The 25,550-nt window shown below is 70.7% G+C and carries 27 protein-coding genes; 16 read left to right on the top strand and 11 right to left on the bottom strand.

Going from position 1 to position 25,550, the window contains the following annotated elements; all coding sequences use genetic code 11:
• Positions 1–46 precede the first annotated feature (46 nt).
• Positions 47–1,042, bottom strand: coding sequence for an NAD-dependent epimerase/dehydratase family protein (locus SALPAC3_RS0117760; RefSeq protein WP_018222553.1), 996 nt, complete (start codon positions 1,040–1,042; stop codon positions 47–49).
• A 187-nt stretch (positions 1,043–1,229) separates the two neighbouring features.
• Positions 1,230–1,439: a GntR family transcriptional regulator gene (locus tag SALPAC3_RS0117755; protein WP_018222552.1), complete on the bottom strand. Its 210-nt coding sequence runs from the start codon at positions 1,437–1,439 to the stop codon at positions 1,230–1,232.
• A 356-nt stretch (positions 1,440–1,795) separates the two neighbouring features.
• Here SALPAC3_RS0117755 and SALPAC3_RS0117750 point away from each other — a divergent pair, with 356 nt between their 5' ends.
• Both SALPAC3_RS0117750 and SALPAC3_RS0117745 read left to right on the top strand, forming a co-directional pair.
• The gene (locus tag SALPAC3_RS0117750) at positions 1,796–2,119 is read left to right on the top strand and encodes a DivIVA domain-containing protein (protein ID WP_018222551.1); all 324 of its coding nucleotides are present in this window, start codon (positions 1,796–1,798) and stop codon (positions 2,117–2,119) included.
• A complete protein-coding gene (locus SALPAC3_RS0117745; RefSeq protein WP_026185680.1) occupies positions 2,116–2,373 on the top strand; it encodes a hypothetical protein in 258 nt (85 codons plus the stop codon). Before SALPAC3_RS0117750 ends, SALPAC3_RS0117745 begins: the two co-directional genes overlap by 4 nt.
• A 66-nt stretch (positions 2,374–2,439) precedes the next feature.
• Here the strand turns inward: SALPAC3_RS0117745 and SALPAC3_RS0117740 are convergent, their stop codons facing one another.
• A complete protein-coding gene (locus SALPAC3_RS0117740; protein WP_018222549.1) occupies positions 2,440–3,282 on the bottom strand; it encodes an SCO4651 family lipoprotein in 843 nt (280 codons plus the stop codon).
• Between the two features lie 135 nt (positions 3,283–3,417).
• On the bottom strand, positions 3,418–3,942 hold the full coding sequence (locus SALPAC3_RS0117735) for a TetR/AcrR family transcriptional regulator (RefSeq protein WP_018222548.1): 525 nt from the start codon (positions 3,940–3,942) through the stop codon (positions 3,418–3,420).
• A gap of 61 nt (positions 3,943–4,003) precedes the next feature.
• Between SALPAC3_RS0117735 and SALPAC3_RS0117730 the strand changes: the two genes are divergently transcribed.
• Together SALPAC3_RS0117730 and SALPAC3_RS0117725 are read left to right on the top strand one after the other, a co-directional pair.
• Complete coding sequence (locus tag SALPAC3_RS0117730; RefSeq protein ID WP_018222547.1) at positions 4,004–4,960, top strand: TIGR03620 family F420-dependent LLM class oxidoreductase; 957 nt, start codon at positions 4,004–4,006, stop codon at positions 4,958–4,960.
• A gap of 61 nt (positions 4,961–5,021) precedes the next feature.
• The gene (locus SALPAC3_RS0117725) at positions 5,022–5,432 is read left to right on the top strand and encodes a VOC family protein (RefSeq protein WP_018222546.1); all 411 of its coding nucleotides are present in this window, start codon (positions 5,022–5,024) and stop codon (positions 5,430–5,432) included.
• Between the two features lie 30 nt (positions 5,433–5,462).
• Here SALPAC3_RS0117725 and ligD (SALPAC3_RS0117720) read toward each other — a convergent pair whose 3' ends face one another.
• On the bottom strand, positions 5,463–6,371 hold the full coding sequence (ligD, locus tag SALPAC3_RS0117720) for a non-homologous end-joining DNA ligase (RefSeq protein ID WP_018222545.1): 909 nt from the start codon (positions 6,369–6,371) through the stop codon (positions 5,463–5,465).
• Positions 6,364–7,302: a non-homologous end-joining DNA ligase gene (gene ligD, locus SALPAC3_RS0117715; protein WP_026185679.1), complete on the bottom strand. Its 939-nt coding sequence runs from the start codon at positions 7,300–7,302 to the stop codon at positions 6,364–6,366. The genes ligD (SALPAC3_RS0117720) and ligD (SALPAC3_RS0117715) overlap by 8 nt, the downstream gene beginning before the upstream one ends.
• 85 nt (positions 7,303–7,387) lie before the next feature.
• Between ligD (SALPAC3_RS0117715) and ku the strand changes: the two genes are divergently transcribed.
• The 5 genes from ku (at position 7,388) to SALPAC3_RS0117690 (ending at position 12,087) form a co-directional block, all read left to right on the top strand.
• Positions 7,388–8,464 (top strand): non-homologous end joining protein Ku, encoded by a 1,077-nt coding sequence (gene ku, locus SALPAC3_RS0117710; RefSeq protein ID WP_026185678.1) that lies wholly within the window; start codon positions 7,388–7,390, stop codon positions 8,462–8,464.
• Positions 8,465–8,618: 154 nt separating this feature from the next.
• A complete protein-coding gene (locus tag SALPAC3_RS0117705; protein WP_018222542.1) occupies positions 8,619–9,308 on the top strand; it encodes an FKBP-type peptidyl-prolyl cis-trans isomerase in 690 nt (229 codons plus the stop codon).
• Positions 9,309–9,432: 124 nt separating this feature from the next.
• On the top strand, positions 9,433–10,287 hold the full coding sequence (locus tag SALPAC3_RS0117700) for an SCO6745 family protein (RefSeq protein ID WP_026185677.1): 855 nt from the start codon (positions 9,433–9,435) through the stop codon (positions 10,285–10,287).
• A gap of 35 nt (positions 10,288–10,322) precedes the next feature.
• The gene (locus tag SALPAC3_RS0117695) at positions 10,323–11,024 is read left to right on the top strand and encodes an HAD family hydrolase (protein ID WP_018222540.1); all 702 of its coding nucleotides are present in this window, start codon (positions 10,323–10,325) and stop codon (positions 11,022–11,024) included.
• A gap of 49 nt (positions 11,025–11,073) precedes the next feature.
• A complete protein-coding gene (locus SALPAC3_RS0117690; protein WP_018222539.1) occupies positions 11,074–12,087 on the top strand; it encodes an NADPH:quinone reductase in 1,014 nt (337 codons plus the stop codon).
• A gap of 209 nt (positions 12,088–12,296) precedes the next feature.
• Here the strand turns inward: SALPAC3_RS0117690 and SALPAC3_RS0117685 are convergent, their stop codons facing one another.
• Positions 12,297–13,946 carry a fatty acid--CoA ligase gene (locus tag SALPAC3_RS0117685; protein WP_018812969.1) on the bottom strand — a complete coding sequence of 550 codons (1,650 nt, stop codon included), beginning with the start codon at positions 13,944–13,946 and terminating at the stop codon, positions 12,297–12,299.
• 83 nt (positions 13,947–14,029) lie between these two features.
• Between SALPAC3_RS0117685 and SALPAC3_RS0117680 the strand changes: the two genes are divergently transcribed.
• The 3 genes from SALPAC3_RS0117680 to SALPAC3_RS0117670 all read left to right on the top strand — a co-directional run bounded on the left by SALPAC3_RS0117680 (position 14,030) and on the right by SALPAC3_RS0117670 (position 17,122).
• Positions 14,030–14,521, top strand: a complete 492-nt coding sequence (locus SALPAC3_RS0117680) for an NUDIX domain-containing protein (RefSeq protein ID WP_018217103.1) — start codon at positions 14,030–14,032, stop codon at positions 14,519–14,521.
• 61 nt (positions 14,522–14,582) lie between these two features.
• On the top strand, positions 14,583–16,265 hold the full coding sequence (gene rfaE2 / locus SALPAC3_RS0117675; protein WP_026185676.1) for a D-glycero-beta-D-manno-heptose 1-phosphate adenylyltransferase: 1,683 nt from the start codon (positions 14,583–14,585) through the stop codon (positions 16,263–16,265).
• Entirely contained in the window at positions 16,262–17,122 is an 861-nt protein-coding gene (locus SALPAC3_RS0117670; protein ID WP_018222536.1) for a glycosyltransferase family A protein, read from the top strand. The genes rfaE2 and SALPAC3_RS0117670 overlap by 4 nt, the downstream gene beginning before the upstream one ends.
• A gap of 67 nt (positions 17,123–17,189) precedes the next feature.
• On the opposite strand, the gene SALPAC3_RS0117665 is transcribed toward SALPAC3_RS0117670, so the two are convergent.
• The 3 genes from SALPAC3_RS0117665 to SALPAC3_RS0117655 are packed head-to-tail and all read right to left on the bottom strand — an operon-like array spanning position 17,190 to position 19,363.
• Positions 17,190–18,320 carry a glycosyltransferase family 9 protein gene (locus tag SALPAC3_RS0117665; protein ID WP_018222535.1) on the bottom strand — a complete coding sequence of 377 codons (1,131 nt, stop codon included), beginning with the start codon at positions 18,318–18,320 and terminating at the stop codon, positions 17,190–17,192.
• A gap of 7 nt (positions 18,321–18,327) precedes the next feature.
• A complete protein-coding gene (locus SALPAC3_RS0117660; RefSeq protein WP_018222534.1) occupies positions 18,328–18,861 on the bottom strand; it encodes an Hsp20/alpha crystallin family protein in 534 nt (177 codons plus the stop codon).
• Positions 18,862–18,871: 10 nt separating this feature from the next.
• A complete protein-coding gene (locus tag SALPAC3_RS0117655; protein WP_018222533.1) occupies positions 18,872–19,363 on the bottom strand; it encodes a DUF2231 domain-containing protein in 492 nt (163 codons plus the stop codon).
• A 99-nt stretch (positions 19,364–19,462) separates the two neighbouring features.
• Between SALPAC3_RS0117655 and SALPAC3_RS0117650 the strand changes: the two genes are divergently transcribed.
• Complete coding sequence (locus SALPAC3_RS0117650; RefSeq protein WP_018222532.1) at positions 19,463–20,080, top strand: pyridoxamine 5'-phosphate oxidase family protein; 618 nt, start codon at positions 19,463–19,465, stop codon at positions 20,078–20,080.
• A gap of 15 nt (positions 20,081–20,095) precedes the next feature.
• On the opposite strand, the gene SALPAC3_RS0117645 is transcribed toward SALPAC3_RS0117650, so the two are convergent.
• Positions 20,096–21,724 (bottom strand): isovaleryl-CoA dehydrogenase, encoded by a 1,629-nt coding sequence (locus tag SALPAC3_RS0117645; protein WP_018222531.1) that lies wholly within the window; start codon positions 21,722–21,724, stop codon positions 20,096–20,098.
• 441 nt (positions 21,725–22,165) lie between these two features.
• Between SALPAC3_RS0117645 and SALPAC3_RS0117640 the strand changes: the two genes are divergently transcribed.
• The 3 genes from SALPAC3_RS0117640 (at position 22,166) to SALPAC3_RS0117630 (ending at position 25,478) form a co-directional block, all read left to right on the top strand.
• Entirely contained in the window at positions 22,166–23,575 is a 1,410-nt protein-coding gene (locus SALPAC3_RS0117640) for a right-handed parallel beta-helix repeat-containing protein (RefSeq protein ID WP_018222530.1), read from the top strand.
• Positions 23,576–23,722: 147 nt separating this feature from the next.
• On the top strand, positions 23,723–24,217 hold the full coding sequence (locus SALPAC3_RS0117635) for an OsmC family protein (RefSeq protein WP_018222529.1): 495 nt from the start codon (positions 23,723–23,725) through the stop codon (positions 24,215–24,217).
• A gap of 88 nt (positions 24,218–24,305) precedes the next feature.
• Positions 24,306–25,478 (top strand): serine hydrolase domain-containing protein, encoded by a 1,173-nt coding sequence (locus SALPAC3_RS0117630; RefSeq protein WP_018222528.1) that lies wholly within the window; start codon positions 24,306–24,308, stop codon positions 25,476–25,478.
• The last annotated feature ends 72 nt before the right edge of the window (positions 25,479–25,550 follow it).

Below are 25,550 nucleotides of genomic sequence, written 5' to 3'. Positions count from 1 at the left end.
CGGGCTACCCGATCAAGGGCAGCACCGCGTCAGCTCCCCGCGCAACTCATCCACCGTGGGTGGAATTGGGCTGGGGCAGCACGTCGAAGTGCCGCAGGGCGCGGGCGAAGCCCTCCGGTACGTCGGTGGTCTGCCAGCCCAGTTGACTGCGGGCCCGGGAGGCGTCCGGTAGCGGGTGAGAACGAAGGAAGTGCAGCTCGCCCGCGGCGAGCAGCGGCGGCCGGCGGGTCACGCGGGAGAGGGCCTCCCCCGTTGTGGCCATGGCTCTCGCGAGAGCCGTGGGTATGGTGCGGGGGACCTTGGCCGTCGGCACCAACGTGTGGACCAACTCGGCGATGGCGGTCAGGGTCAGGTAGCGGTCGGAGAGGATGAACCGGCTGCCGATCGGCGCCTCGGCCGCGAGGAGGTGTCCCCGGGCGACGTCTTCGGTGAAGACGACGGGCATGCCGCCTGGGGGCAGCGCGGGAATCTGATTACGGACCAGCCTGAGCAGCAGCAGGTTCAGCGCGGTCGCGGTCGCCGGACCGGGCCCGTAGACCCCGGACGGATGCAGGAACCGGGCTGGCAGGCCCCGCTCGATCGCATCGGTCACGAGAACGTCGGCGCGCTGCTTGGAACGCTCGTACGCGGTGCCGAGCGGACGTTCCGCGATCCGTGACTCGTCGAACGGCTGGCCTGGGACCTGGTCGAAAACGTCGATCGTGCTGGTGTAAACGAACGTCGCCACGCCCTCGGCGAGAGCTGCCTCCACCAGGTGCCGCGTGCCGCCGACGTTGACCCGCTCGAAGACGTCGGGATCGGCCAACCACTGCTCGGGGAGCCCGGCAGCGTGAAAGACGGTGTCACACCCGCCGACCGCGGACCGGACCGAGGCCAGGTCGGTGACATCCCCCCGGACCGTCTCCACACCCTGGGGTAGGGCAGCCGCCGCGCGCTCCGGCGAACGAACCAGCGCCCGCACCCGCACCCCGCGGTCGGCGAGGTCGCGAACCAGAAGGCTACCCACGGTGCCGGTGGCTCCCGTGACAAGTACCTGCTCCATGCTGCCCCTTCGCTCCACCGAATGTGCGCCGCGCATCGTGACATTTACTCGTCGAGTGTCCACGGCTGAGAGCCCCGAAGTGTGGCGCAGGCCAACCCGGGGATCGCGGCCGGTGCGATGACCTCGAGCCTAACGAGGCACGGGTGGCGGCAACGCGGGGTGCCGCCCGATCAAGGGCAGCGCCCCGTCAACGACGTGGCGGCTCCGCGACGAAGACGCCGCGTCCCGGACGACCCACCAACACCCCCTGCGCCCGCAGCCGCGCCACTGCCCGACTGATTGTGGACTGAGAGGTGTCGTACTCGTCCGCCAGCACCCGCCCGGAGGGCAACTGCGAACCAGGCGGGTAGGTCCCATCTTTGATCTTGCTCAACAGGTCTTCGAGCAACTCGTCCATCGTGGGTGGAATAGGCACGTCGGGCCCCTTGCAGTCGGTTGGCCCACCCAGTATCGATCAACCCTTCGCCATAGGCAACATATGTTGCATGAATGACGTAGTTGGGTAGCTGGGCAAGTGACTTCTTGACATAGGTGACTCGGCGTCAGTAGCGTCGCTGTCGGTGATGCGGTGCCGCTGCGGTCGGTTGGCGCCTCTCGTACTGGTCTCGCATCGCCGCCGAGACCGCACCGCCGCGCCACCACCAGGCGCGGCCCGGTTGTCGTACCGCCGATTAAGGCTGCGACGGCCGGGCGGGCGCTCCGCCGGCCGCAACCGACGGAGCGCCCCTCCACCTACCCGCGACTCGACGAAGGGTGGCCACCATGCGCAACCTGATCCGCCGACTCACGCACCGACCCGGCCCCAGCCCGAACAGCGGGGTCACCCACCACCACAAACCCGCCCCGCCCACGCACCCCCGACTGCCGCTGCGGCCGGGGGAGGTCCGGGACCGGTACTTCGCGGTCCGGCGACGGGGGCTCGACCCAGTGGAGATCCGCGACTTCCTGCACCGGGTCGCCGACGAGTTGACCACCACGCAGACCGCCCTGGTCGCGGTGCGGGAGGAAGATGTACGGATCAAGAACGCCCTACGGGAGTGGCAGAGCGCCCAGTCGGCTCGCCACCACTACCGATGACCAGCCGCCGGGTGATCCACCTCCCGGTCACCGCTGCCGACCTGATGCGAGCCCGAATCCTGGCCCGGACCGCCGCCCGGGTGCTGATTCGGTTCAGCGCCCGGATCGAACCGGGCGGGGTAACCGTCTCCGCCGAGGACCAGCAGGAGGTGCGCCACTGGGTCTTCTGCGACCGGCTGTTGCCGGAGGGAGGTGGACGGTGCGTACTCGCGGTGGACCACACCTCCCGCTGCCGGCCGCGCCCGCCCCGGTAACGACTCTGCCCGGCCGGTGAGCCCGGCCGGGCAGAGCGTGGCGATCAGTAGGACCGTGCGTCCCGGTCAGGTGGTGGTGCGGAGTTCCTCCGCGAGGTTGCCGAGGAAGTCGGCGAAGTCGGCGGTCTCGGCGGCCGGCGGCGCCTCGATGGTCACCGGCTCGTTGTAGTCGGTGTAGTCGACCGTCATCACGCCCATCTCGCCCATGGTCATGCGGGCCCGCCGCGGCCAGTACTGCTCGTCGATCCACAGCTCGGTCTTGATCTCAGTGACGCCGAACTCGGCCATCTGGTCCGCGGCGTTCGCCTGGCCGGCGGAGTCGAGCTTGCCCTGCTCCTCCAGCAGCGCAAGGTGCTCCTCCGCGGTGGCGGTGACGCTGTAGTGGACCGTGGGTGTCCCGTCCACCGTCTCCTCGCCGACAACGGTGACCCCCTCAATTTCCAGCAGTGTCTTGACCTGCTGGACCGGGTCGGCGTTCTGCATCTGTTCGTCGATGCCCATCCCCTCGGCGGCAGAGACGTCCAGCTTCATCCAGCGCTTACCATCGCTGCGCTCGCGTTCCGCCTCGGGAATCTCCATGTACATCACGGAGTCGACCAAACGGATGGTGGTGGCTTCTCCCTCCATCTCCATGACCATCTCGTAGCTCACGGAGTCACGCAGATCCATCGCGATCTGCATCTCGAAGTCCTCGGCACCCGAGACCACCGCCGCCGCCCGTACGGTCTCGACCTCGCTGGTCCGATCCGCCGCCTCCTGGAGGGAACCCTGGAGATCGTTGGCGAGTAGCTCCAGCACGCTCGACTGCTGTGCCGCCTCCTGAGAAACCGTGCTGGGTCCGCACCCGGTCACCGCGACCGCTGCGGCGGTCGCAGCCGCCAGGACGACGATGTTCTTCCAACGTGGCACGGGTAGCCACTCCCCCCGAAAGGCGTATTGAACGACGGGTCAGGTTATCCCAGTCGGCCAGACTCGGCATCGCCCTTTCGGGCATGCCACCCAGGCAAACGGACGAGGGCCAAGAAAGCACCCAGTATCGGCACTTCAGCCGCGCAAGCCGACAATGGCGATAGAAAGGAGACGTTCGGCCCGAGCAGGGCTATCCGCAGCCAGGGCGATACCGATCGTCAGTTGCAGGATGTCCTCGACCTCAACGCCGGCACGCACGACGCCCGCCTCCTGCGCCCGCGCGATCAGTCCCGCCCCCGCCGTACGTAACTTCATGGCGCAGTTCAGGTCGGAGCCCGACGGCGCCTTCATGATCGTTTCGGCCAGGCCTCGGTCCGTCCGGCAATGCTGGAGGAACGCCTCCAGCCATGCGGTCAACGCGTCGCTCGGCGACCGGCTCTCGGCCAGCTCGTGAGCGCGCGCACACAAGGTCTCGATCCGGGTGGTGAAGACTTCGAGCAGCAGCGACTCCCGGGTAGGGAAGTGTCGGTACAGCGTGCCGGCACCGACGCCGGCCTGTTGCGCGATCTCGTTGAGGGAGGCGGCGGGGCCCTGCTCGGCGATTACGGCGGTGGCCGCCGCCACCAGCCGGTCCCGGTTACGCCGTGCGTCGACACGCATCCCTCGTTCCTCCTGGGCCACACAACATGCGGAGAGCCTCTCCACATGATACGTTACCTCTATGCGGAGAACCTCTCCAGATCGTACCGGTGACATCCACGAACGAGAGACCGACACAAACAACAGCCACCGGGGGCTCGGCCGAGTCGGCATCTGGACCATGGCGTTCGACTGGCAGCCAGCCGGGCTCGTCCGCGACGCGACCGCCGAGTTGGAGGAACTAGGCTACGGCGCCGTGTGGTACGCCGAGGGCCTCGGCCGCGACGCGGTCAGCCAGGCATGGCTCATCCTGGGCAACACCCGGCGGCTGGTCGTCGGAGCGGGGGTCGCCAACATCGCCGTACGAGATCCGATCGCGATGGCCGCGGCCCACCGCGCACTGGATGACGCGTACGCGGGACGGTTCGTGCTGGGACTCGGCGGACACCGAACCCACGACACCCCGGCCAACGCCATCCCAGGGCGCTACGGGCGACCAGTACAGACCATGACCGCCTACCTCGACGCCATGGACGCCGCCACCACCGTGCTTCCCGAGCCAACACGTCCTCGTCGCCGCCGTGTCCTCGCCGCGCTCGGTCCCAAAATGACCGAACTCGCCGCACAACGCACCGAGGGCGCCCTGCCCTACTTCGCGCCCGTCGAACACACTCGGCGCGCCCGGGAGGCCATGGGACCTGGTCCACTGCTCGCAGTGGAGCTCGCGGTCGCCCTCACCGACGAACCCGATCTCGCGCGGCGGTTGGCCCGCGACCATGTCGCCTACTACACCTCAACCGCCCCGCACCAGGGCGCCAATCTGCGTCGGCTGGGCTTCAGCGAACAGGACATGCGGGGGCCGAGTAGCACCCTGGTCGATGCCGTGGTCGCGCACGGCAACTCCGATGCGGTGCGCACCCGCGTGCGCGAGCACCTGGACGCCGGGGCGGACCACGTCTGCATCCAGGTGCTCACCGCGGATCCGGCCACGCTCCCCCTGCACGAATGGCGGGAGCTGGCGTTCCTCGCCACCGAGTGAGCAAGGTCAAAGGTCGGCTGCTCCCATCGGGACCGAGATGGCTGAAAGGATCAAAAGCGACATGAACGCCGAACTACCGACGACGACGGGTGCGGACCGAAAAGTCCTCGCCTTCCCCCACCGAATTGGAATCACCATCGACTGTCGCGATCCGGACTCGGCGGCGGCCTTCTGGGAACGGTTTCTCGGCTACCGGCGGCGACCACACTCCGCAGGGAGCACCTATGTCACGGTCGACTGCCCAGAAAGCGTGGCGGGCCCACCACAGCTGACGTTCCAGCGGGTTTCCGAGCCCAAGACCGGCAAAGTGCGGACCCACCTCGACCTCTTCGTCGACCACGCACAACCGCTGACGCGGCAGATGCTCGCCGCCGGCGCCAGCCAGGTCAGGGTGACCGATGCCGGCGAGTGGACGACCCGCGTCCTGACCGATCCGGCGGGCAACGAATTCTGCGTCATCGGTCCGGACTGACCGACGCCGGGGACAGGCCGTGGGCTCCTCCTATCCCGGCAGTTCGGGGCCGCCGTCAAGCAGCGGGGCGAGTAGGTCGCCCTGCTCGGCGATGCGGGTCAGCACCTCGGCCGCGCGATAGGGCTTGACCGCCGGACGTTTGCCGGCCGCCCCGGCCGCAACCTCGGCCCAGGTCAGCGGGGTGGACACCGCCGGCACCGGCTGCGCACGTAGCGAATACGGCGCCACCGTCGTCTTAGCCGCACTGTTTTGACTCCAGTCGATGAAGACCTTTCCCGCCCGCAGCTTTCGGGTCATCTTGGACACGATCAGCTTCGGATGGGCCCGCTCCAACTCCTGGGCGATCCGCCGGGCGTAGCCGGAGACCGCGTCGGCCGGTTGGGTGCCGGCGATCGGACAGCAGAGCTGCATGCCCTTCTTTCCCGATGTTTTCGGATACGACTCGATCCCGTCATCGGCGAGCCGATCCCGCAGCAACAGGGCGACCTGACAACACTGGCGAAGCTCGGCCGGCGCACCCGGATCGAGATCAACCACCATTAGGTCCGGATGTTCGCCGATCTGCCACTGTGGCGTGTGCAGTTCGAGGGCGGCGAGGTTGGCCAACCAGACCAGGGTCGGCAACTCGTCGGCGACCACGTAGTCGATCGTCTCCCGGCCCTTCGCCGAGCCGGGGACCGGCAACGTCTCGGTGTGGACCCAGCTCGGGGTCGCCGCCGGGGCGTTCTTCTCGAAGAAGGAGCTGCCGTCGACGCCGTTCGGGAACCGGATCCGGGTCAGCGCCCGGCCGGCGAGGTGCGGCAGCAGCACCGGGGCGACCCGGGTGTAGTAGTCGATCACCTCACCCTTGGTGAAGCCGGTCGCCGGGTACAGCACCTTATCCAGATTCGACAACTCCAGCGTACGGCCAGCCACCTCGACCCGGAGCCGGTCAGGCATCATCAACCTCCTCGGCGAGTTTGTCCGGGCGTAACCGCAGCACCCGGGGAAACCGCAGGCGTCCATCCGGAGTGAGCTGGCCGTACTTCACCTCCACCACGACCCGGGGCGCGACCCAGACCACGGCTCGGGAGTCCGCGCGGGGCAGGTCGCCGGCGAAGGGTGAAACGTCGGTACGCAGCGGTTCAAGCTCACGCAGCAGCTCTCGCTCCAGCGCCGCGCCGATGCCACCGCCGACCCGCCCCCGGAATGTGAGGCGGCCGTCCGGCCGTGGTACCCCGACCAGTAGCCCGCCGAGCCGGCGGGCACCCGGCCGCCAGCCACCCACCACGAAATCGCCGGTCACCTCCAACTTGACCTTGACCCAGTCCGGTGAACGCGTACCCGGCCGGTAGACCGAAGCGACCCGTTTGGCCATCACCCCCTCCAGGCCGTGCTCCCCCGCTGCCTGGAAGGTCGCCGGGCCGTCCGAGAAGGCTGGCGGGACCGCCCACCGGGGCCCGGCCAGCCCCAACTCATCGAGCACAGCGCGCCGCCGCTGCCACGGGTAGCCGGTCAGGTCGACGCCGTCGAGCCGCAGCAGGTCGAAGACCAGGTAGGTGATGGGCAGGGATGCCGCGAGCCGCGCGGCCCGACCACGGTCCCGGACGTGCATTCGCTCGGCGAGCGCCGTGAACGACGGCTGCCCGGTCGCGCCGAAGAGCACCACCTCGCCGTCGAGGAGGGCGTCATCCACCTGCGCGCAGAGGCCGGCCAGTTCCGGGTAGGCGAGGGTGACCTCGACGCCGGAGCGGGCGTACACCCGCTGCTGGCCGTCGCCGATGTTGGCCAGCGCTCGAATTCCGTCCCATTTGAACTCATAGGCCCAGCCCGGGCCCACCGGCAGCTCCCCGGTGGTCGCGAGCATTGGCTTGGACGGCACGCCGGGCACAAACCGACCCTAGTCGAATGCGGAACTGCTCGCGTCCGGTTCCATCGGATGAGAACATGGTCGATACCGGCGAAAGGAGCACAGGGTGCGGGCCATTTGGAAAGGAGCCGTGTCGTTCGGGCTCGTCTCGATCGGGGTGAAGCTGTATTCCGCAACCGAGGAGAAGGATATTCGGTTCCACCAGGTGCACCGGGATGACGGGGGTCGAATCCGCTACAAGCGCACCTGCCAGGTCTGCGGCGAAGAGGTCAGCTACGACGACATCGCCAAGGGGTACGACCTCGGCGGCGGCGAGTTGGTCATCCTCACCGACGACGACTTCGCCGACCTGCCACTGAGCACGTCACGCGCGATCGACGTGCTGGAGTTCGTCCCCGCCGAACAGGTCGACCCGATCCTCTACAACAAGGCGTACTTCCTCGAGCCGGAGGGCACGGCCACCAAGCCGTACGTGCTGCTGCGCAACGCGCTCACCGACTCCGAACGAGTGGCCGTCGTGAAGGTGGCGATCCGGCAACGCGAGCAGCTCGCGACGCTGCGGGTCCACCAGGGCGTCCTGCTGCTCAACACGATGCTCTGGCCCGACGAGATCCGGACGCCGGAGTTCGGCTTCCTCGACGAGGACCTGAAGGTGCGCCCCCCGGAGCTCGCGATGGCCAGCTCCCTGATCGACTCGATGGCGGGTGACTTCCAGCCCGATGTCTTCACCGACGACTACCGGGCCGCCCTGAAGGAGGTCATCGACGCGAAGGTGGAGGGCCGCGAGGTCGTCCAGCCGGAGGAGGTCGAAGAGGCCCCGGCGGCGGCGGTGGACCTGATGGCGGCGCTGAAGGCATCGGTGGAGCGGGCCCAGGCGGCACGCGGCGAGAAGCCCGCCGGGTCCGGCGCGGGCGAACCGACCCCCATCTCGGCGGCGCGTTCCGCCCAGCGAAAGGCCTCCGAGCAGCAGGCTCCACCGAAGAGGGCCGCCGGCAAGAAAAGTGAAAAGACAACTCCGGCGAAGAAGACGGCGGAAAAGGAGAAGGCCGAGGAGAAAAAGGCCGACAAGAAGACAGCCGGGAAGAAAACGGCGACAAAGACGACCGCCAAGAAGGATACGGGGCAGCGGGCGGAGCCGGCCAAAAAGACCGCGGCCCGCCGGGGCGCCCGCAAGACCGCCTGAGCGGCGAGCCGGCCACCACCGGCGATACCCGCCACCATTGTCAATACTGGTTACCACCGTCGCTACCGGGTACCACCGGACAAGAGGTCGTCCGGCACCTGCACCACGGGGACCCCGGCGGGTACCGTGTTCGTCGGCCTTCCCCCGGCACGCGGTGCCGGCCACCATCTTCGAACAGGGAGTCGACGCCGTGAGCGAGCGGACGCAGAACCGGGCACAGAAGTCGGAGCGGCGGTTGGCCGCGCAGCTCGCCGAGCAGAAGGCGGCCGAGGCGAAGCGCCGCCGGCAGGCCTGGGCCGGCGGTCTCGCCGGGGTCGCCGTGGCCGCCCTCCTGGTCACCGTGTTCGTGCTGGTCGGCCCGGCCGGTGACGACGAGAGCAACCCGACCGCGGCGGGTTCCCCGTCGGCAGGTACCCCGTCGCCGGACGCCCCCGACCCGGCTGCCGGCGGCACCGAGCTGCCGGACGGGGCCGACCCCGCGCTGAACACCCCGCCGACCGTGGAGGCGGGCGAGGGCGAGCTGACCGAGCTCGTCGTCACCCCGCTGATCGAGGGCACCGGCCCCGCGGTGGAGAGCGGTCAGACGATCACCGTCAACTACGTCGGCATCCTCTACAACGAGGGCGAGGAGTTCGACTCGTCCTGGTCACGCGGGCAGCCGGCGAGCTTCCCGATCGGGGTCGGCGGAGTGATCCCCGGCTGGGACCAGGGCCTGGTCGGCGTGACCATCGGCAGCCGGGTGCAGTTGGACATCCCCGCAGAGCTGGCGTACGGCACGGAACCGGACGGCGGCCGTCCAGCCGGTCCGCTGCGCTTCGTCGTGGACGTGCTCGACGCGCAGTAACCCGCCCCGCCCCGCGCCGGTGCAGTTGGCCACAGTGGGCTTCCACACCGTCACCGAACGGCAGTAGGTTCGTCGAACCGGGGGCAGATACCCCCAAGGGGCCGGAACGGACGCGGAGGTGCGCATGACAGACGATGCGGGGCGGACAGCCCGGTTGATGTGGACCCACTTCGAGCCGGTGCACGCGGTGACGTACTTTCATCCCCGGGCCCGCGCGGCGTACGAGGCGACCGGGCTACGCGGCTACTGGCGGGGCTACTTCGCCGGCCGGTCCGCGCCGCTCGGCGCCACCGCCGCGGCACCGGTGACCGCGGCCTTCTACCACTTCGCCCCGCACATGGTGCAGCGCGCGCTGCCCGCGGTCTGGAAACTGGCCTCCCCGGAGGAGGCCCTGCGCGCCCGACTCACCGGTGCCGTCCAGGCCCTCGCCGAGCTCACCTACGAGCTGCCCGAGTCCCACCTCACGGAGACCGCCGACCTGATGGAGGCCGCGGCGGCCGAGACCAGGACGGCAGGCCGGGTGCTGGGGGCCGCGAACGCGGCGCTGCCGCGCGGTGAGTACCCGCTCGCCCGGCTCTGGCAGGCGGCGACGGTCCTGCGGGAGCACCGCGGGGACGGGCACATCGCCGCGCTCGTCGCGGCCGACCTCGACCCGGTGGAGACGCTGGCCTGGCGGGTCGCGGTGGGATTACCCGCGGCCGCCCTGCTCGGCCGGGGCTGGACCGAGCAGGAGTGGGCGGCGGCCAAGAGTCGGCTCCACGACCGGGGGTGGCTGACCGCCGACGGCGAACCGACCGAGCGGGGACAGGCCGGATTCAGCACCGTCGAGGCCGCCACTGACACGGCGGCGACCCGCCCGTGGCAGGCACTCGGCCCGGAGCGCAGCGCCCGGCTCCGGGAACTGCTCGACCCGGTGGTCCGGGCCGGGCACACCATCATCCCGCCGGACAACCCGATCGGCCTGCCATCCCTGGGTTGACCGGCGCCGCTGGCACGGTCCGGCAGGATGAGGGCATGGTAGCTGCGGTGATCTTCGACCTGGACGGCGTGATCGTGGACTCCGAACCGGTCTGGGAGGAGGTCCGGCGGGCGTATGTTTCGGCACGCGGCGGCACCTGGCAGGCCGACTCGCAGCGCCGGCTGATGGGCATGAGCACCGGCGAATGGTCCCGCTACCTCAGCGGTGAGCTCGGCGTTGACCGGACGGCCGAGCAGGTCGCCACCGAGGTGGTCACGGAGATGTCCCGACGGTACGCGCACCGCGTACCACTGATCGACGGCGCCGTTGACGCGGTGCGGCGGACGGCCGGGCGGTGGCCGCTGGGCCTGGCCAGCTCCTCCCCGACCCGGCTGATCCGGACGGCGTTGGACGCGACCGGGCTCAGCGACACCTTCGACGCGACGCTGTCGACCGAGGAGACCGGGCACGGCAAACCGGCTCCAGATGTCTACCTGGCGGTCGCGCAACTGCTCGGTGTCGACCCGGCCCGCTGCGTCGCCGTCGAGGACTCCGGCAACGGCGTCCGGTCCGCGGCAGCCGCGGGGATGGCCGTGGTGGCGGTGCCGCACGGGGCGTACCCCCTGGAGCCGGCGGCCGAGCGGCTCGCGGCGGTGGTGCTCTCCTCGATCGGCGAGCTGACCCCGGAGGTCGTGGCGCGGGTCCACGACGGTCTGGGCGAGGAACGGCCGGGTATGGCAGACCAACAGGGCAGCTGAGGAGACGGCATGGAAGCGATGGAGACGGTATGAAAGCGATGGAGGCGGCATGAAGGCGATCGTGTACGAGCGCACCGGCGACCCCACGGTGCTGCGGCCGGTTGACCGGCCGGTGCCCGAGCCGGGGGCCGGCGAGGTGCTGGTCCGGATGGCGGTCGCGGGGGTGAACCCGACGGACTGGAAGGCACGACGAGACGGCCGGTTGCCGGCCGGTTGGCAGATACCCGGCCAGGACGGCGCGGGGGTGGTCGAGGCGGTCGGCGAGGGAGTCGACCGGTCCCTCATCGGCGAACGCGTCTGGGTGTGGGAGGCCGCCTGGCAGCGGCCGTGGGGAACGACCGCCGAGTACACGCTGCTCCCGGCTGGGCAGGCCGTCCGCCTCGGCGCCGCCTCCTTCGACCTCGGCGCGTCCCTGGGCATTCCGTTCCTGACCGCGCACCGGTGCCTGACCGCCGGTGAGTACCTGCCGGACGCACTACATGCCGGGGCACTCGCTGGTCACACCGTGCTGGTGCAGGGTGGAGCGGGCGCGGTGGGCAACGCGGCGATTCAGCTCGCGCGTTGGGCGGACGCCTGCGTGGTCACCACGGTGAGCAGCGCGGAGAAGGGGAAGCTCGCGGCGGCAGCCGGGGCCGATCTCGTGGTCAACTACCGGGAACAGGACGTGGTGGCGGAGGTCCGCAAGATCGCACCAGCGGGGGTCCACGCGATCGTCGAGGTCTCCACGCGCAACAGTGACATCGATGTCCAGCTACTCCGGACCGGTGGCGCGGTCTGTGTGTACGCCGACGACGGCGGCAGCGAGGTGGCCCTGCCGGTCCGGCCCCTCATGGCCCTGAACGCCCGCTGGCAGTTCGTCCTGGTCTACACCGCGCCGAAGGCCGCGAAGGCACAGGCCGTCGTGGATGTGGCAGCGGCCGTGGAGCAGGGTGGCGTCCGAGTGGGCGAGGAGGCGGGGCTGCCGCTGCACCACTACCCGTTGTCGGCAGCCGAGGCGGCGCACCGGGCAGTGGAGGAGGGGGCGGTCGGCAAGGTGTTGATCAATACCTCGAATGACCGGTGAACCCGGATCGAGCCGGGCAATCCTCCCCCGGTATCAAGTTCCCAGGTATGGAGGACAGAGGCGAATCGTCCTCGCGAGAATGACGGTGCGGGTCGTCCCGCGTTGAACGGGCGGCCCCGGCGCGGTGCGAACGCCGGGGCCGCCCCCTGGGGCACGACAGCGGCACCCTCCCTGCACCGGCCGACCCGGCTGGCCGGGTGCGGTGGCGGCTACGAGGAGGCCAACTCCTGGACGGCGAGATCCCCCTCGGCGTACCGGGACCGCACCGCCTTCTTGTCGAACTTGCCCACACTGGTCCTCGGCACGGCGTCGATGACCGCCCAACGCTCGGGGAGCTGCCAGCGGGCCACCGACTCGGCGAGGAAGCCCCGCAGCTCCGCAACCCCGGCCTTCGCCCCCTCCCGAAGCACCACGGTCGCCAACGGCCGCTCGCCCCAACGCTGGTCTGGGACCCCCACCACGCAGGCCTCGACCACATCCGGATGGGCCATCAACGCGTTTTCCAGCTCCACCGAGGAGATCCACTCACCGCCGGACTTGATGACATCCTTCGCCCGGTCGGTCAACGTCAGGTAGCCATCCGGGGAGAGGGTGCCGACATCACCCGTGCGCAGCCAGCCATCCCGGAACGTCTCCTCGTCCGGGGTCTCGTCGCCGACGTACCGCCCGGTCACCCACGGCCCGCGGACCTCCAGCTCCCCCACGGACGTGCCATCGGCGGGCAGCCGCCTGCCCTGCGGGCCAACGATCCGGGCCTCGACGCCGGCCGGGACCCGCCCCTGGGTGTAGCGGTACCGCCACGCCGTGGCCTCGTCCGCGCCGGCCGGCGGGCGGGCCACCGAACCGAGCGGAGAGGTTTCCGTCATCCCCCAGGCGTGAATGATCCGGATGTCGTGCCGCTCCTCGAAGGCGTGCATCAGCGCCGGCGGGCAGGCCGACCCACCCACGATCACCTCTCCCAGGGAGCTGGTGTCGACGTCGTGGCTGTCCAGGTGGGCGAGGAGATCGGTCCAGATGGTCGGGACGGCACCGGCGACGGTCGGCCGCTCGGCGGCGATCATCCCGGCGATCGGGGCGGCCTGGAGGAACCGATCCGGCAGGAGCAGCGACGCGCCGCAGAGGAACGCCGCATAGGGCAGCCCCCAGGACATCGCGTGGAACATCGGCACGATGCCCAAGACCCGGTCCCTCGGCCCGAGGCTGAACGACTCCGGCATACAGACCTGGAGCGAGTGCAGGTAGATCGAGCGGTGCGAGTAGGCCACCCCCTTGGGGTTGCCGGTGGTCCCGGAGGTGTAGCAGAGCGCGGCGGCGGAGCGCTCGTCCACGTCCGGCCAGTCGTAGCTGTCGGGCTTGCCGGCCAGCAGGGCATCCCAATGATGTACGGAGATCCGGTCGCCGGCCGCCGCGACCAGCGGGGCGGGATCACCACCGCCCACCACCACCACGTGCCGGACGGTGCCCATGTCGCCGATGACCTTCGCCAGCAGGGGGATCAGGCTCGTGTCGACCAGCACCACCCGGTCCTGCGCGTGGTTGGCGATGTAGGAGACCTGGTCCGGGAGGAGTCGGATGTTGAGCGTGTGCAGCACCGCGCCCATGCTCGGCACCGCGAAGTAGGCCACCAGGTGCTCGGTGTTGTTCCACAGGAAGGTGGCGACGCGCTCGTCCCCGGTCACACCGCACTCGTCCCGCAACGCGTGCGCCAGCTGGGCGGCCGAACGCGCCACGTCGGCGTAGCTCATCCGGCGCGGCTCGGCGCCGGTCCAGGTGACCACCGTGGCCGCGCTGTGCACGGTGGCGCCGTGGTCAAGAATCCGGGAGACCTGGAGGGGGGCATCCATCATCGTGCTCCGCATGAGCAACAAAGTAGTGTCACCGATCACATCTGGGAACCCCGGATCTCCATCTCGCCCCGGCGGCGGTGCGTAAATTAGCCGGAGTGAGCATTTCCTGGGCAGATTCCTACGTCGGACAGCTCCGCGCCCTCGCCGGCGACCGGACGCTGATGTTCGTCGGCGCTCGCGCGGTGGTGCGGGACAACGCGGACCGGATCCTGCTGATCCAGCGCGCCGACAACGGGCACTGGGCCATGCCGGCGGGAGCGATGGAGTTGGGTGAGTCGATCGCCGACTGCGCGGTACGGGAGGTTCGGGAGGAGACCGGGCTGCGCGCCCTGCGGGTCAGCGCCTTCGCCCTCTACACCGGGCCGGACCGCACCCACACCAACATGTACGGGCACACGTACCAGATCTTCACCACCGCGTTCCGGGTGGAGGAGTGGGACGGGGACCTCACCCGGGTCACCGACGAGACCACCGATGCCGCCTTCTTCGACCGGGGCCACCTGCCCAGCCCGCTGTCGGCCAGCGTCCCGGAGACCCTCGCCGACCTGGACGTCTTCGAGCAGACGAACCGACTGATCCTCAAATAGTCCGCCACCGGCCCCGCACCGCCAGGTTTGGCCCGGCGGACCGGCGGGGACCCGGACGGACATGGCAGGAGCAGCAGCGGAACAGCACCGACTCGCCGCCGTGGTGGAGAGCTGGCTGGGACGCCCCGTCCTGGTCGTCGGGGACGCGATGCTCGACGAGTGGCGGTTCGCCGACTCGGATCGGCTCTGCCGGGAGGCGCCGGCCCCGATCCTCACCCTGCGCCGACGGATCTCCGCCGCGGGTGGTGCGGCGAACACCGCCGTCAACATCGCCGCGCTCGGCGGACGGGCCGCGCTGGTCGCGCCGATCGGCGCGGACGTGGCCGGCGACGAGGTACACGACTGCCTGGACCGGGCCGGCGTGTGGGACCGCACCGTCAGCCAACCGAGCCGCCCGACCCCGGTCAAGCGGCGGATGCTCGCCGGCAGCCAGATCCTGCTCCGGGAGGACTCCGGTGGTCCCGCGGAGCCCCTGGACAACGCCGGGGTGGCTCGGCTGCTCGACGCCCTGGCCTGCGCGACCACGGAGCTACACGCGGCGAGCGGCGCGGCGCCGACCCTGGTGGTCTGCGACTACGCGCTGGGGGCCCTGCCCGCGCCGGTGCGGGCGTGGCTGGTGGCAAACCGGGAGCGGTACGCGACGGTCGCATTGGACGCACATGACCTCGCCGACTGGCGTGGGCTCGCCCCGACCGTGGTCACGCCGAGCTTCGCCGAGGCGAGCCGGCTGCTCGCCCACACCGCGGCTCGGCCGGGGGGTGGGGGCGAGGGCCTGCACCTGGACCACCCGGACCGCGCCCGCTCCGACGGCCCCTCCGAGCTGACCGTGGGAGTCGCACCCGGCGACGGTCGAGTCGCCGCCGAGGAGATCGAACCCGGAGCGCGCGGGGACGCTGCGCGGCCGGACCGGGCGATACTGGCTGAATCCCGGCTGGCCGAGCTACGGCAACACACCGGCGCTGATGTCGTGGCGGTGACGCTGGACACCGACGGCGCGGTCGTCGCCGGCCCAGACGGCGAGCCCAACCGCAGCCACAGCAACCCGATGCCGGCCAGTCACACGGTCGGGGCCGGAGACGCGTACCTGGCGGCGATGACCCTCGCCCTGGCCGCCGATGCCCCCCTACCGACCGCCGCGCAGCTCGCCCAGCTCGCGGCGACCATCACCGTCTCCGACACCGGCACCTGTGTCTGCCGGCGGGAGGACCTGCTCACCGCGCTCAACCGGTCCGGCGACGGCGACGCCCCGACCCTCGTCGGCGCCGACGAGTTGGCGACGATCGCCGGTGCGCACCGCCGCGCGGGCCGCTCGGTCGTCTTCACCAACGGCTGCTTCGACGTGCTGCATCCCGGGCACGTCCGCTACCTGGAGCAGGCCCGCGCCCTCGGCGACCTGCTCGTGGTGGCGGTCAACGCCGACGGCAGTGTCCGCCGGCTCAAGGGCGCCGACCGGCCGGTGAACCCGGTTGAGGACCGGGTGGCCCTGCTGGCGGCGCTGACCCACGTTGACCATGTGGTGGTTTTCGAGGAGGACTCACCCGCCCGGCTCATCGAGGCCATTCGGCCGGACATCTACGTCAAGGGCGGGGACTACCCGCCGGAGCTGGTGCCGGAGGCACCCCTGGTCCGCCGGCTCGGCGGCCAGGTCCGCACCCTCGGCTACGTGCCGGACCGCTCCACCTCGGCGATCATCGACCGGATCCGCGCGCACGGCGGCAGCGCACCAGTGGCGGGGCAGGCGTGAGCCGACCCCTCGACCACGGCCACTCCGACGAGTTCCGCGCCGAGCGACACCTCGACGTACTGGTCCCCACCCGAAACCGCCCCGCCGAGCTGGCCGTCACCCTCTCCGGGCTCGCCGCCCAGGAAGGCGTACCCGACTTCGGGGTGGTGGTCAGCGACCAGTCCGACGACACTCCCGCGTACGCGCACCCGGCCGTGGCCGCGATGGTCCGGGTCCTGCGCCACCGGGGACACCCGGTCCTGCTGACCCGCCGACTACCCCGGCGTGGAATGGCCGAGCACCGGGCAGCGCTGCTGGCCGCCTCGACCGCCCGCTACGTGCTCTGCCTCGACGACGACGTGTGGTTGGCGCCGGGAACCCTGCGCCGGCTGGTCACCGCGATCGCGGAGCTGGGCTGCGGGTTCGTCGGCAACGCCGTACACGGTCTGTCGTACCGGCACGACATCCGCCCGGAGACGCACCGGCACTACGAGGAGTGGGACGGACCGCCGGTGCCGGAGCGGATCCGCCCGGGCGCCCCGGAGTGGGAGCGCGCACTGCTCCACCCGGCCGCGAACCTGCTGCACGTCACCGAGCGGCTGCGCCTACCGCCGGACACCTGGCGGGCGTACAAGGTGTCCTGGATCGGTGGTTGTGTGCTGTACGACCGGGAGAAGCTGGTTGACGCGGGCGGCTTCGACTTCTGGCGACGGGTGCCGGAGCGGCACCAGGGGGAGGATGTCGCCGCCCAGCTCGCGGTGTTGGAGCGGTACGGCGGCGCCGGCGTCCTGCCCAGCGGAGCGTTCCACCTGGAGTCACCGACCACCGTCACCGAACGTGAGGTGGAGGCGTGGGAGGTGCTCCTCGAACAGGCTTGACCCCGTGGGCGGTAGAACCACGGTCGCGGCTCGGCCACCGCGCCGCGGGGCGTGACCCGGCCCCGACTCAGGGCGTCGAGGCCGGTTGCGCTCCGTGGGTGAGCAGGTCGCGGGCGGCTTCGAGGACCTCGATCACCGGGACCTCGGCCACGAACGAGTCGCGGTGCGGGCACTCGCCGTCGCCGGGCCGGTGTGGATAGCTGCCCGGGGTGCAGTCGACCGCACAGACCGGGCAGTGCACCGTCCAGGACGTGATCGGGCGGTGCCGGCCCCGCAGCGGGGTCGCCGTGGTGATCAGATTGCCGACCCAGAAGATGCCCACCGTGGAAGTACCAACCGCGGCCGCCAGATGTAGCGGCCCGGTGTCGTTGGCGACCACCAGCGCGCAGCCGGCGTAGCAGCCGGCCAGCCCGCCGAGGCTGAGCGTGCCGACCAGCGGCCGGAGGGGCACCCCGGCCGCCGCCACCACCCGCTCCACCACCTCCTGCTCCACCGGTGTGCCGGTGACCAGCACCTCGTACCCGTCCCGGTGCAGCTGCCGGGCGACGGCCGCGAAGTGTTCGACCGGCCAACGTCGACGGGTGTCGGTGGCGCCCGGGTGCAGCGCCACCCGCGGTCGGTCCGCCGGGCCGAGCACCTCGGCCGCCTCCGCCCGGTCGGCGTCGGTGACCGCCAGGGTGGGGACAACCGTGGTCGCCACCGCCCCCACCAGGGCCACCACCTCCAGGTAGCGGATCACCTCATGCTGGTAGTAGACGTACCGCAGCCAGCGGTCCAGCGGCGGCGCGTCCTCGGCCCGCAGACCGGCCGTCACCCGGGCGCCGAGGCCGGCCACCACCGGGTTGGAGTTGGCCCCGCCGCCATGCACCTGCAACGCCAGGTCGAAGCGCTCCGCGCGGGCCCGGGTGAGGAAGTCCGCCAGCCCGGACTCCGGCTCGTCCGGCTCCGGACGGCGGATCCCGGGAGCCGGCGGAACCACCAGGACCCGGTCCACCGGACCGGGCCGATCGCGCCAGAGCTTCGCGTGCCACGGCGCGCCGAGCAGGACGATCTCCGCCGCGGGGTACGCGGCCCGCAACGCGGTCAGCGCCGGCAGGACGAAGATGAAGTCGCCGAGCGCGTTGGCCCGCAGCACGGCGATCCGCTCCACCTCGGGTACGCGCTGCGCGGCCGGGCCGAGCAGGTGCGGGGCGACCATCGGCGCGCTACGGCCGGTCGGACTCGACGTGCGGGTGGTGCAGCTCCCGGTTGGCGGCGGGGTCGACCGGGAACTGGGTGCCACCGTCGGCGCCGCGAGCACCGCTGCGCCCGACGGTGATGGTGCGGGGCTCGGGTCGGACGGTCCGGGGCAGCCGAATCCGGAGCAGACCGTGATCCATCACCGCGTCGATGGCCTCCGGGTCCACCCGGGACGGCAGCTCCACCCGGTACACGAATGCCCGGGTCTCGGAGCCGTCGAGGATCCCGTAGTCGGCGTTGACCTCGGCCTCCGACCGGGCCCGGACGCAGAGCTCCCGCTCGTCCAGCTCGACGGCCACCTCGTCGGGTGCGACCCCGGGCAGCCGGACGATCACCTCCCAGCCGTCCTCGGTCTCGTCCAGTTGGAGGTCCGTCGAGTCGGACCGACCCCCCACCAGCCGCCCCAGTTCGGCGCGGAGCGAATGCAGCTCGCCCATCGGGTCCCACCCCTGCTGCCGGGCGCGCCTGCCCTGGCCGATCCCGCCGCCGGCTTCACTCATCACACTTCTCCTATTCACTGGGGGTTGTCGAGGGCCGCAGGGAACTGGGCGCGTCCAGGTCGGCGTCCCGGTCGACCCCGACGCCAAGCCGGTCAACGAGCTCTCCACCGAGCCACGCGCTGACTCCGAGGATCGCCAGGGCGACGATCTCGATCGCGATGAGCGCTCCGCCGGCGGCCCGGGAGTCGGCGTTGAGCCGGACCGCCCAGACCGCGGCGAAGAGCAGGATCAGCGCCACGTTCCCCGCGGCGTGGGTGAGCGCCACCCGCTTGGCCCGGGTACCGGTCGGGATGGCGAGCAGGTCGACCGTCCCGGCCGCCGCGGCCAGCAGCGCACCGACCAGGCCGACGGTGAGGTTCCAGTAGGCGACCTCACCGAGAAAGTCGGGCCCGCCCACGATGTCGACCACGTCGAAGAGCACGGCGGTCGCGAGCAGGGCGACCGGGAACATCACCAGCATCGGGTGGAGGGGGTGACCCAGCACTTTGAGTCGGCTCTCCATACCCGGGCCTCCACTGTTCGGCAAACCTCACCCCGGCCGATGTCGTCTAGGCTGCCGATGACGCACCGCCGCCATGGTCAACGGACGAGGGAGGGGCACGTGACGGTAGATATCACCACTCACGAGGAGTTGCGGGCATTACTGGGCGTACCGACGGCTCGGGCCGCCACGAAGGAGCGAACCCACCTGCACGAGCGGGACCGGCAGTGGCTGGCCGCCTCCCCGTTCTGTCTGGTGGCGACGGCCGGCGCGGACGGCGCCTGCGATGTCTCCCCGAAGGGGGACCCGCCCGGCTTCGCCCTGCCGATCGATGACACCACCATCGCCATCCCGGAGCGACCCGGCAACCGCCGGGCCGATGGCTTTCACAACATCCTGGACAATCCACACGTCGGGCTGATCTTCCTGATTCCCGGGCGCACCGACACGTTGCGGATCAACGGCCGGGCCCGGCTGGTACGGGAGGCACCCTTCTTCGACTCGATGACGGTCCAGGGCCACCGGCCGGTCCTGGCGCTGGTGGTAGCGATCGAGGAGATCTTCTACCACTGCGCGAAGGCGTTCCTCCGGTCGCAGTTGTGGAACCCGCAGACCTGGACGCCCAACGTGCTGCCGTCGCGCGCTCGCCTGGCCAAGGAGGTCGAGGCGCGCACGGAGAGCCTGGCCGAGTTGCAGAGCTACTACGGCCCGGAGTACGCCCGCCGCCTCTACGCCTGAGCCGCCCGCGGTGGGTCAGTCCACCTTCGGCGTGGCGCGGTCGATGATCGCGGCGAGGTCGATCCCGGCGGGGAGCGTGCCGTACGCGTAGCCGTGCGCACCGCCCAGCCGGGACGCACAGAACGCCTCGGCGACCGCCGGGTGGCCGTGTCGCACCAACAGCGCCCCCTGTAGGACGAGGGCGAGCCGCTCCACCAGGTGCCGCGCCCGCAACTGGGCGTCGGTCGGGTCCGCCAGGCTCGCCCGCAGCCGCCGGACCGCGGCTGCGAGCCGGGCGTCCGCACCGGCGGCGGCGTCCACCTCGGCCTCGAAGGCCGCCAGCACCCGCGGCTGACGGGTCAAGGCCCGCAGCACGTCCAGGGCGGCCACGTTGCCGGAGCCCTCCCAGATGGAGTTCAGCGGCGACTCCCGGAACAGCCGGGGCATGCCGGACTCCTCCACGTACCCGTTGCCACCCAGGCACTCCAGCGCCTCGGCGGCGTGCCCCGGCCACCGCTTGCAGACCCAGTACTTGCCGACCGCGACACCGAGGCGCCGGAACGCGGCCTCGTCGGCGTCACCCCGGGCGGAGCGGTCCGTCGCACCGGCGAGCCGCAGCATCAGGACGGTGGCGGCCTCCGACTCCACCGCCAGGTCGGCGAGGACGTTGCGCATCAACGGCTGGTCGACCAGCGGGCGCCCGAAGGCCCGTCGGTGGCGAGCGTGGTGGACCGCGGTGACGACCCCCTGGCGCATCCCGGCGGCGGCGCCGATCAGACAGTCGAGCCGGGTGAGGTTGACCATGTCGATGATGGTGCGGACGCCCCGTCCCTCATCGCCGACCCGCCACGCCACCGCGTGCTCGTACTCGATCTCCGCGGAGGCGTTCGACCGGTTGCCCAGCTTCTCCTTGAGCCGCATCAACCGGAGCGCGTTGCGCGTGCTGTCGGGCAACACCCGAGGCACCAGGAAACAGGTCAGCCCACCCGGGGCCTGGCCAAGAGTCAGGAAGAGATCGCACATCGGTGCGGAGGTGAACCACTTGTGCCCGACCAGCCGGTAGCTGCCGTCCGCCGCCGGCTGGGCGAGGGTGGTGTTGGCGCGTACGTCCGAACCGCCCTGCTTCTCGGTCATCGACATGCCCGCCAGCAGGCCGTGCTTGCCGAGCGCCGGACGCAACCCCGGGTCGTACGTGGTGGCGGTCAGCAGCGGCTCGTACTGGGCGGCCAACTCCGGGGCGTGCCGCAGCGCCGGCACCGCCGCGTAGGTCATCGAGATCGGGCAGCCGTGCCCGGCGTCCGGCCGCCAGGTGTAGAACTTCGCGGCCCGGGCGACGTGCGTTCCGGGCCGGTCATCGGCCCACGGCGCGGCGTGCAGGCCGTAGGTCACCGCGGTCCGCATCAGCTCGTGCCAGGACGGGTGGAACTCCACCTCGTCCACCCGGTGCCCGTAGCGGTCATGGGTGCGCAGTACGGGCGGGTGTTCGTTGGCCAACCGGCCGTGCTCGACCGCCGCCTGCGTGCCGCCGAGCCGGCCGAGTTCGCGCAGCTCGGCGCTGGCCCAGCCGGCTCCCTCCCGGGCCAGCCCGGAGCGGAGTGCCGGGTCGTCTGACATGTCGTGGTCGACCAGGGGTGGCACCTGGTTGATCACCTCGTGCGTCGGCACAGTGGCCCTCCCACCCGGGTCAACTCAACCCGCTCGACACGGTTCGCACCGGTGCCACGGATGGCCGGTGCGGCTGCTCCGCACTCACTGTCGCTGAGGCGGTGGGGGCAGCGGAAGGGGCTGGCGGGTCCTCGGTGTCCCCGGCATCGCCGCCCGTCGCGTCGCCGAGGCGGCCTCCCCGACGACCAGCCACCCATCCCCACCGCGAATCCCTTTTAGTCACCTTTCTTCGTATTCGTGTTTGTCTGAGTGCGGTGTCGGTTTAGGTTGCGGTGGCTGCTACCGCCGGTTGGTAGCCGAGGAGCCGTCCACTGCCCGGTGTGGTGGTGGGTTCCTTGTCGCACACGGGGGAAGGACATCGAGTTCACGATGAGGTACCAGAACCACACCCAGGGGCCGGTACGGCCGGGCGGGGGCCGGGCGAGGTCGCGGTGGTGGGCGGTGGGGCTGGCCGGGGTGACCGGTCTGGCCCTGAGCACCGTCGGCGTCGCCGCCAGCCCGGCCGCGGAGGCGGTTGGGCGCACCCTGACCGCCTCCGATGATCACGGCGACGACCGCGGTAGGCACGATGACAAGGGCAAGGGTGGCGATAGGGGCAAGCGGGACGACAAGGGCCAGCATGGCGGGAAGGGCCAGCATGGCGAGAAGGGCAAGCATGGCGAGAAGGGCAAGCATGGCGAGAAGGGCAAGCGGGACGACAAGAGCAGGGGTTCGGAGAAGAAGCCGGCAGGTATCCCGGTCCCGTGTGACGCCGACGCGTTAATCGCCGCGATCACCCTGGCCAACGCCCGCGGTGGCGCCGTACTCGACCTGGCCAAGGACTGCACCTACCTGCTCACCGCCGACATCTTCGACAGCGGCCTGCCCGCCATCACCACCCCGATCACCCTCAACGGCGGCAAACACACCACCATCGAACGGGCCGCCGCAGCCGTCGGGCAGTTCCGGATCTTCACCGTTGACGTCGGCGGCGACCTCACCCTCAACAAGCTCACCGTCGCCGGCGGACAGACCAGCGACGATGACGGCGGCGGGATCCTGGTCAACGCCGGTGGGGCGTTGACCACCAACCACAGCACCATCACCCGCAACATCGCCGGTGGCGACAGCAACTCCGGCGGCGGCATCGCCAACTTCGGCACCACCCGAATCAACCACTCCGCAATTGTTCGAAACACCGCCAGCTTTCAAGGAGGCGGCATCTACAGCACTGGTCTGCTGGAGATCGTCAAGTCCCACCTCGACAACAACACCAGTGACGACAACGGTGGCGGCATCTTCTCGACCAACAGCACCGTCACCGTCAAGGGCGGCAGCATCTCCGGCAACCAGGCATCCAACGGCGCAGCGATGTTCCTGTCCACCTCGATCAGCACGGTCACCGGCACCAAAATCACCGGGAACACCGCCAGCGGCAGCACCGGTGGTATCCGGGCCAGCGTCGCGAGCCAGCTGACGATGCGGCATGTCAGCCTCGCTGACAACAACGCATCGGGCCTGGCCGGCGGCTTGTTCGTCTCCGCTGCCGGAGAGGGGGAGAGCTTCGCGACCGTCGAGAACAGCGTGATCAAGAACAATGTGACCTCGCTTATCGGCGGAGGAATCTTCAACGGGGGGCAGACGGTGCTGCGACACACCAAGGTGATCGGCAACCAGGCGAGCCAGGGTGGCGGCATCCAGAACGACGGTACGATCAGCCTCTTCACCACGAAGGTGGTCGAGAACATCGCCACCACCGACGGCGGGGGCATCTACAACAACGGCACGGTGAACCTCAACACCGCCACCGGCACCATCGTGATCAAGAACCGACCCAACAACTGCGTCAACGTCCCCGGCTGCGCCGGGTAGCGATCAGCGGATTCCAGAGGGCCCGTTCCGCCGTCAACCGGCCGGAACGGGCCCTCCCCACTCGCCGACTCGAGAGCAACTGTCCCGGTACCAGCGAAATCCATCGTGGCTGGTTGACGCCCACGAGTCGCCTGCGAAAATTCGTCCGTGACCCGGAACCACACCTACAAGGTTTCCACCACCTGGACCGGCGACCGTGGGCACGGCACGGCCGACTACCGCGCCTACGACAGGTCGTACGACACGGTGAGCCCCGGCCGCCCACTCCTCGCCGGCTCCGCCGACCCGGCGTTCCGCGGCGACCCGCGGCAGTGGAACCCCGAGTTACTCCTCGTCGCCTCGCTCAGCCAGTGCCATCTGCTGTGGTACCTACACCTGTGCGCGGTCAACGATGTCGTGGTCGTCGGCTACCACGACGCCGCCCACGGCACGATGAGCGAGGACCATACCGGTGCCGCCCGCTTCACCGACGTCCTGCTCCGCCCACGGGTGACAGTCACCCACGCCAGCATGGTCGAACCGGCGACCGCGTTGCATGCCGAGGCGAATGACCGGTGCTTCATCGCCGCCTCGGTGTCCTTTCCGGTACGGCACCAGGCGCGCACCGTAGTCCGGCTACCACCACCAGAACCGGCCAGGTAGCAGCATCGATCTCGACGCTCGTTCCGTCGAAACTGGGTTCCTCCCAACGAGCCCGCCCTCAGTTCGAGGGCAATGAGGAGTTGTTCCCATGTCCGATCGGAATCGCCCACACCGCCGCCCGCCGGTGTTCTCGACCCGGCGACGCGCGATGGCCGCCGTGACGTCGTTCGCCCTCGTCGGCGGTCTTGCCCTCAGTGGGGTCGCCCCCGCGGCCAGCGCCGATACCGTCCGCCACCGCGACGGCGTGCAGGCAGACCTCGACCGCCTCGTGAGCGAGGAGAAGTTCCCGGCCGCTCTCGCCGCCGTCCGCACCTCCGACGGCCGTACCCGTAACCACACCGCCGGGGTGGCCGAACTCGGCAGCAAGCGGAAGCCACCGGTCGACGGACGGGTACGCATCGGCAGCAACACCAAGACCTTCGTCGCCACCGTGGTCCTGCAGCTCGTCGGTGAGGGCAAGGTCGATCTGGACGAGCCGATCGAGACATACCTGCCCGGCCTGGTCCGCGGCGACGGCATCGACGGCCGGCAGATCACCGTACGGCAGGGGCTACAGCAGACCAGCGGCCTCCCCGGCTATGTCGACGACATCGCCCCGGACTTCTTCCGCCTTCAGCACACCTATTTCGAGCCGCGCGACCTGCTCGACCTGGCCCTCACCGACAAGGCGAGCTTCGCACCCGGCACGAAGTGGGAGTACAGCAACACCAACTACCTCGTCGCCGGGCTGCTCATCCAGAAGGTCACCGGCCGTCCGGTGGCCGAGGAGATCACCAACCGGATCATCGTCCCCCTCAAGCTGCGCGACACCTACTTCCCGAACGTCGGCGAGCAGGGCATCCGGGGCCGGCACCCACACGGCTACTTCACCGACGACCCGGACAAGCCGCTGCAGGATGTCACGAGGATGGACCCGTCCTGGGCCTGGGCGGCCGGCGCGATGATCTCCAGCCCCAGCGACACCAACCGCTTCTTCGCCGCCCTGCTCGCCGGCGACCTGCTCCGGCCCGCCGAACTCGACGAGATGCGGACCACCGTCCCCGCCTTTCCCGGCCGCGCCTATGGCCTCGGCCTGATGAGCTGGGACCTGCCCTGCGGCGACCGTGCCTGGGGCCACGGCGGGGACGTCCCCGGCTTCACGACCCGCGGCGGCGTCACCGAGGACGGCCGCGCCGTCACCCTCGCCGTCACCGCGCAGCCCGCCACGGAGAGCGCCGCCGGTCAGGTCGAGGCGGCCGTGGACGGAGCCCTCTGCGAGTAGGCGCCCGGAAGGTTCCGTGCCTCGCACCCGGAAAGATCCGTGCCTCGCTCCCTGGAGCGGGGCACGGAACGC

It is taken from the genome of Salinispora pacifica DSM 45544 (assembly GCF_000378845.1).
Lineage (GTDB): Bacteria > Actinomycetota > Actinomycetes > Mycobacteriales > Micromonosporaceae > Micromonospora > Micromonospora pacifica.
This window is presented reverse-complemented; position numbering and strand designations above follow the sequence as displayed.

Coding starts and splice junctions, on each gene's coding strand:
- SALPAC3_RS0117760 (WP_018222553.1), bottom strand. CDS start 1,042: ATGGAGCAGGTACTTGTCACGGGAGCCACCGGCACCGTGGGTAGCCTT.
- SALPAC3_RS0117755 (WP_018222552.1), bottom strand. CDS start 1,439: ATGGACGAGTTGCTCGAAGACCTGTTGAGCAAGATCAAAGATGGGACC.
- SALPAC3_RS0117745 (WP_026185680.1), top strand. CDS start 2,116: ATGACCAGCCGCCGGGTGATCCACCTCCCGGTCACCGCTGCCGACCTG.
- SALPAC3_RS0117735 (WP_018222548.1), bottom strand. CDS start 3,942: ATGCGTGTCGACGCACGGCGTAACCGGGACCGGCTGGTGGCGGCGGCC.
- SALPAC3_RS0117730 (WP_018222547.1), top strand. CDS start 4,004: ATGCGGAGAACCTCTCCAGATCGTACCGGTGACATCCACGAACGAGAG.
- SALPAC3_RS0117725 (WP_018222546.1), top strand. CDS start 5,022: ATGAACGCCGAACTACCGACGACGACGGGTGCGGACCGAAAAGTCCTC.
- ligD (WP_018222545.1), bottom strand. CDS start 6,371: ATGCCTGACCGGCTCCGGGTCGAGGTGGCTGGCCGTACGCTGGAGTTG.
- SALPAC3_RS0117700 (WP_026185677.1), top strand. CDS start 9,433: ATGACAGACGATGCGGGGCGGACAGCCCGGTTGATGTGGACCCACTTC.
- SALPAC3_RS0117695 (WP_018222540.1), top strand. CDS start 10,323: ATGGTAGCTGCGGTGATCTTCGACCTGGACGGCGTGATCGTGGACTCC.
- SALPAC3_RS0117690 (WP_018222539.1), top strand. CDS start 11,074: ATGAAGGCGATCGTGTACGAGCGCACCGGCGACCCCACGGTGCTGCGG.
- SALPAC3_RS0117685 (WP_018812969.1), bottom strand. CDS start 13,946: ATGCGGAGCACGATGATGGATGCCCCCCTCCAGGTCTCCCGGATTCTT.
- rfaE2 (WP_026185676.1), top strand. CDS start 14,583: ATGGCAGGAGCAGCAGCGGAACAGCACCGACTCGCCGCCGTGGTGGAG.
- SALPAC3_RS0117665 (WP_018222535.1), bottom strand. CDS start 18,320: ATGGTCGCCCCGCACCTGCTCGGCCCGGCCGCGCAGCGCGTACCCGAG.
- SALPAC3_RS0117660 (WP_018222534.1), bottom strand. CDS start 18,861: ATGAGTGAAGCCGGCGGCGGGATCGGCCAGGGCAGGCGCGCCCGGCAG.
- SALPAC3_RS0117655 (WP_018222533.1), bottom strand. CDS start 19,363: ATGGAGAGCCGACTCAAAGTGCTGGGTCACCCCCTCCACCCGATGCTG.
- SALPAC3_RS0117630 (WP_018222528.1), top strand. CDS start 24,306: ATGTCCGATCGGAATCGCCCACACCGCCGCCCGCCGGTGTTCTCGACC.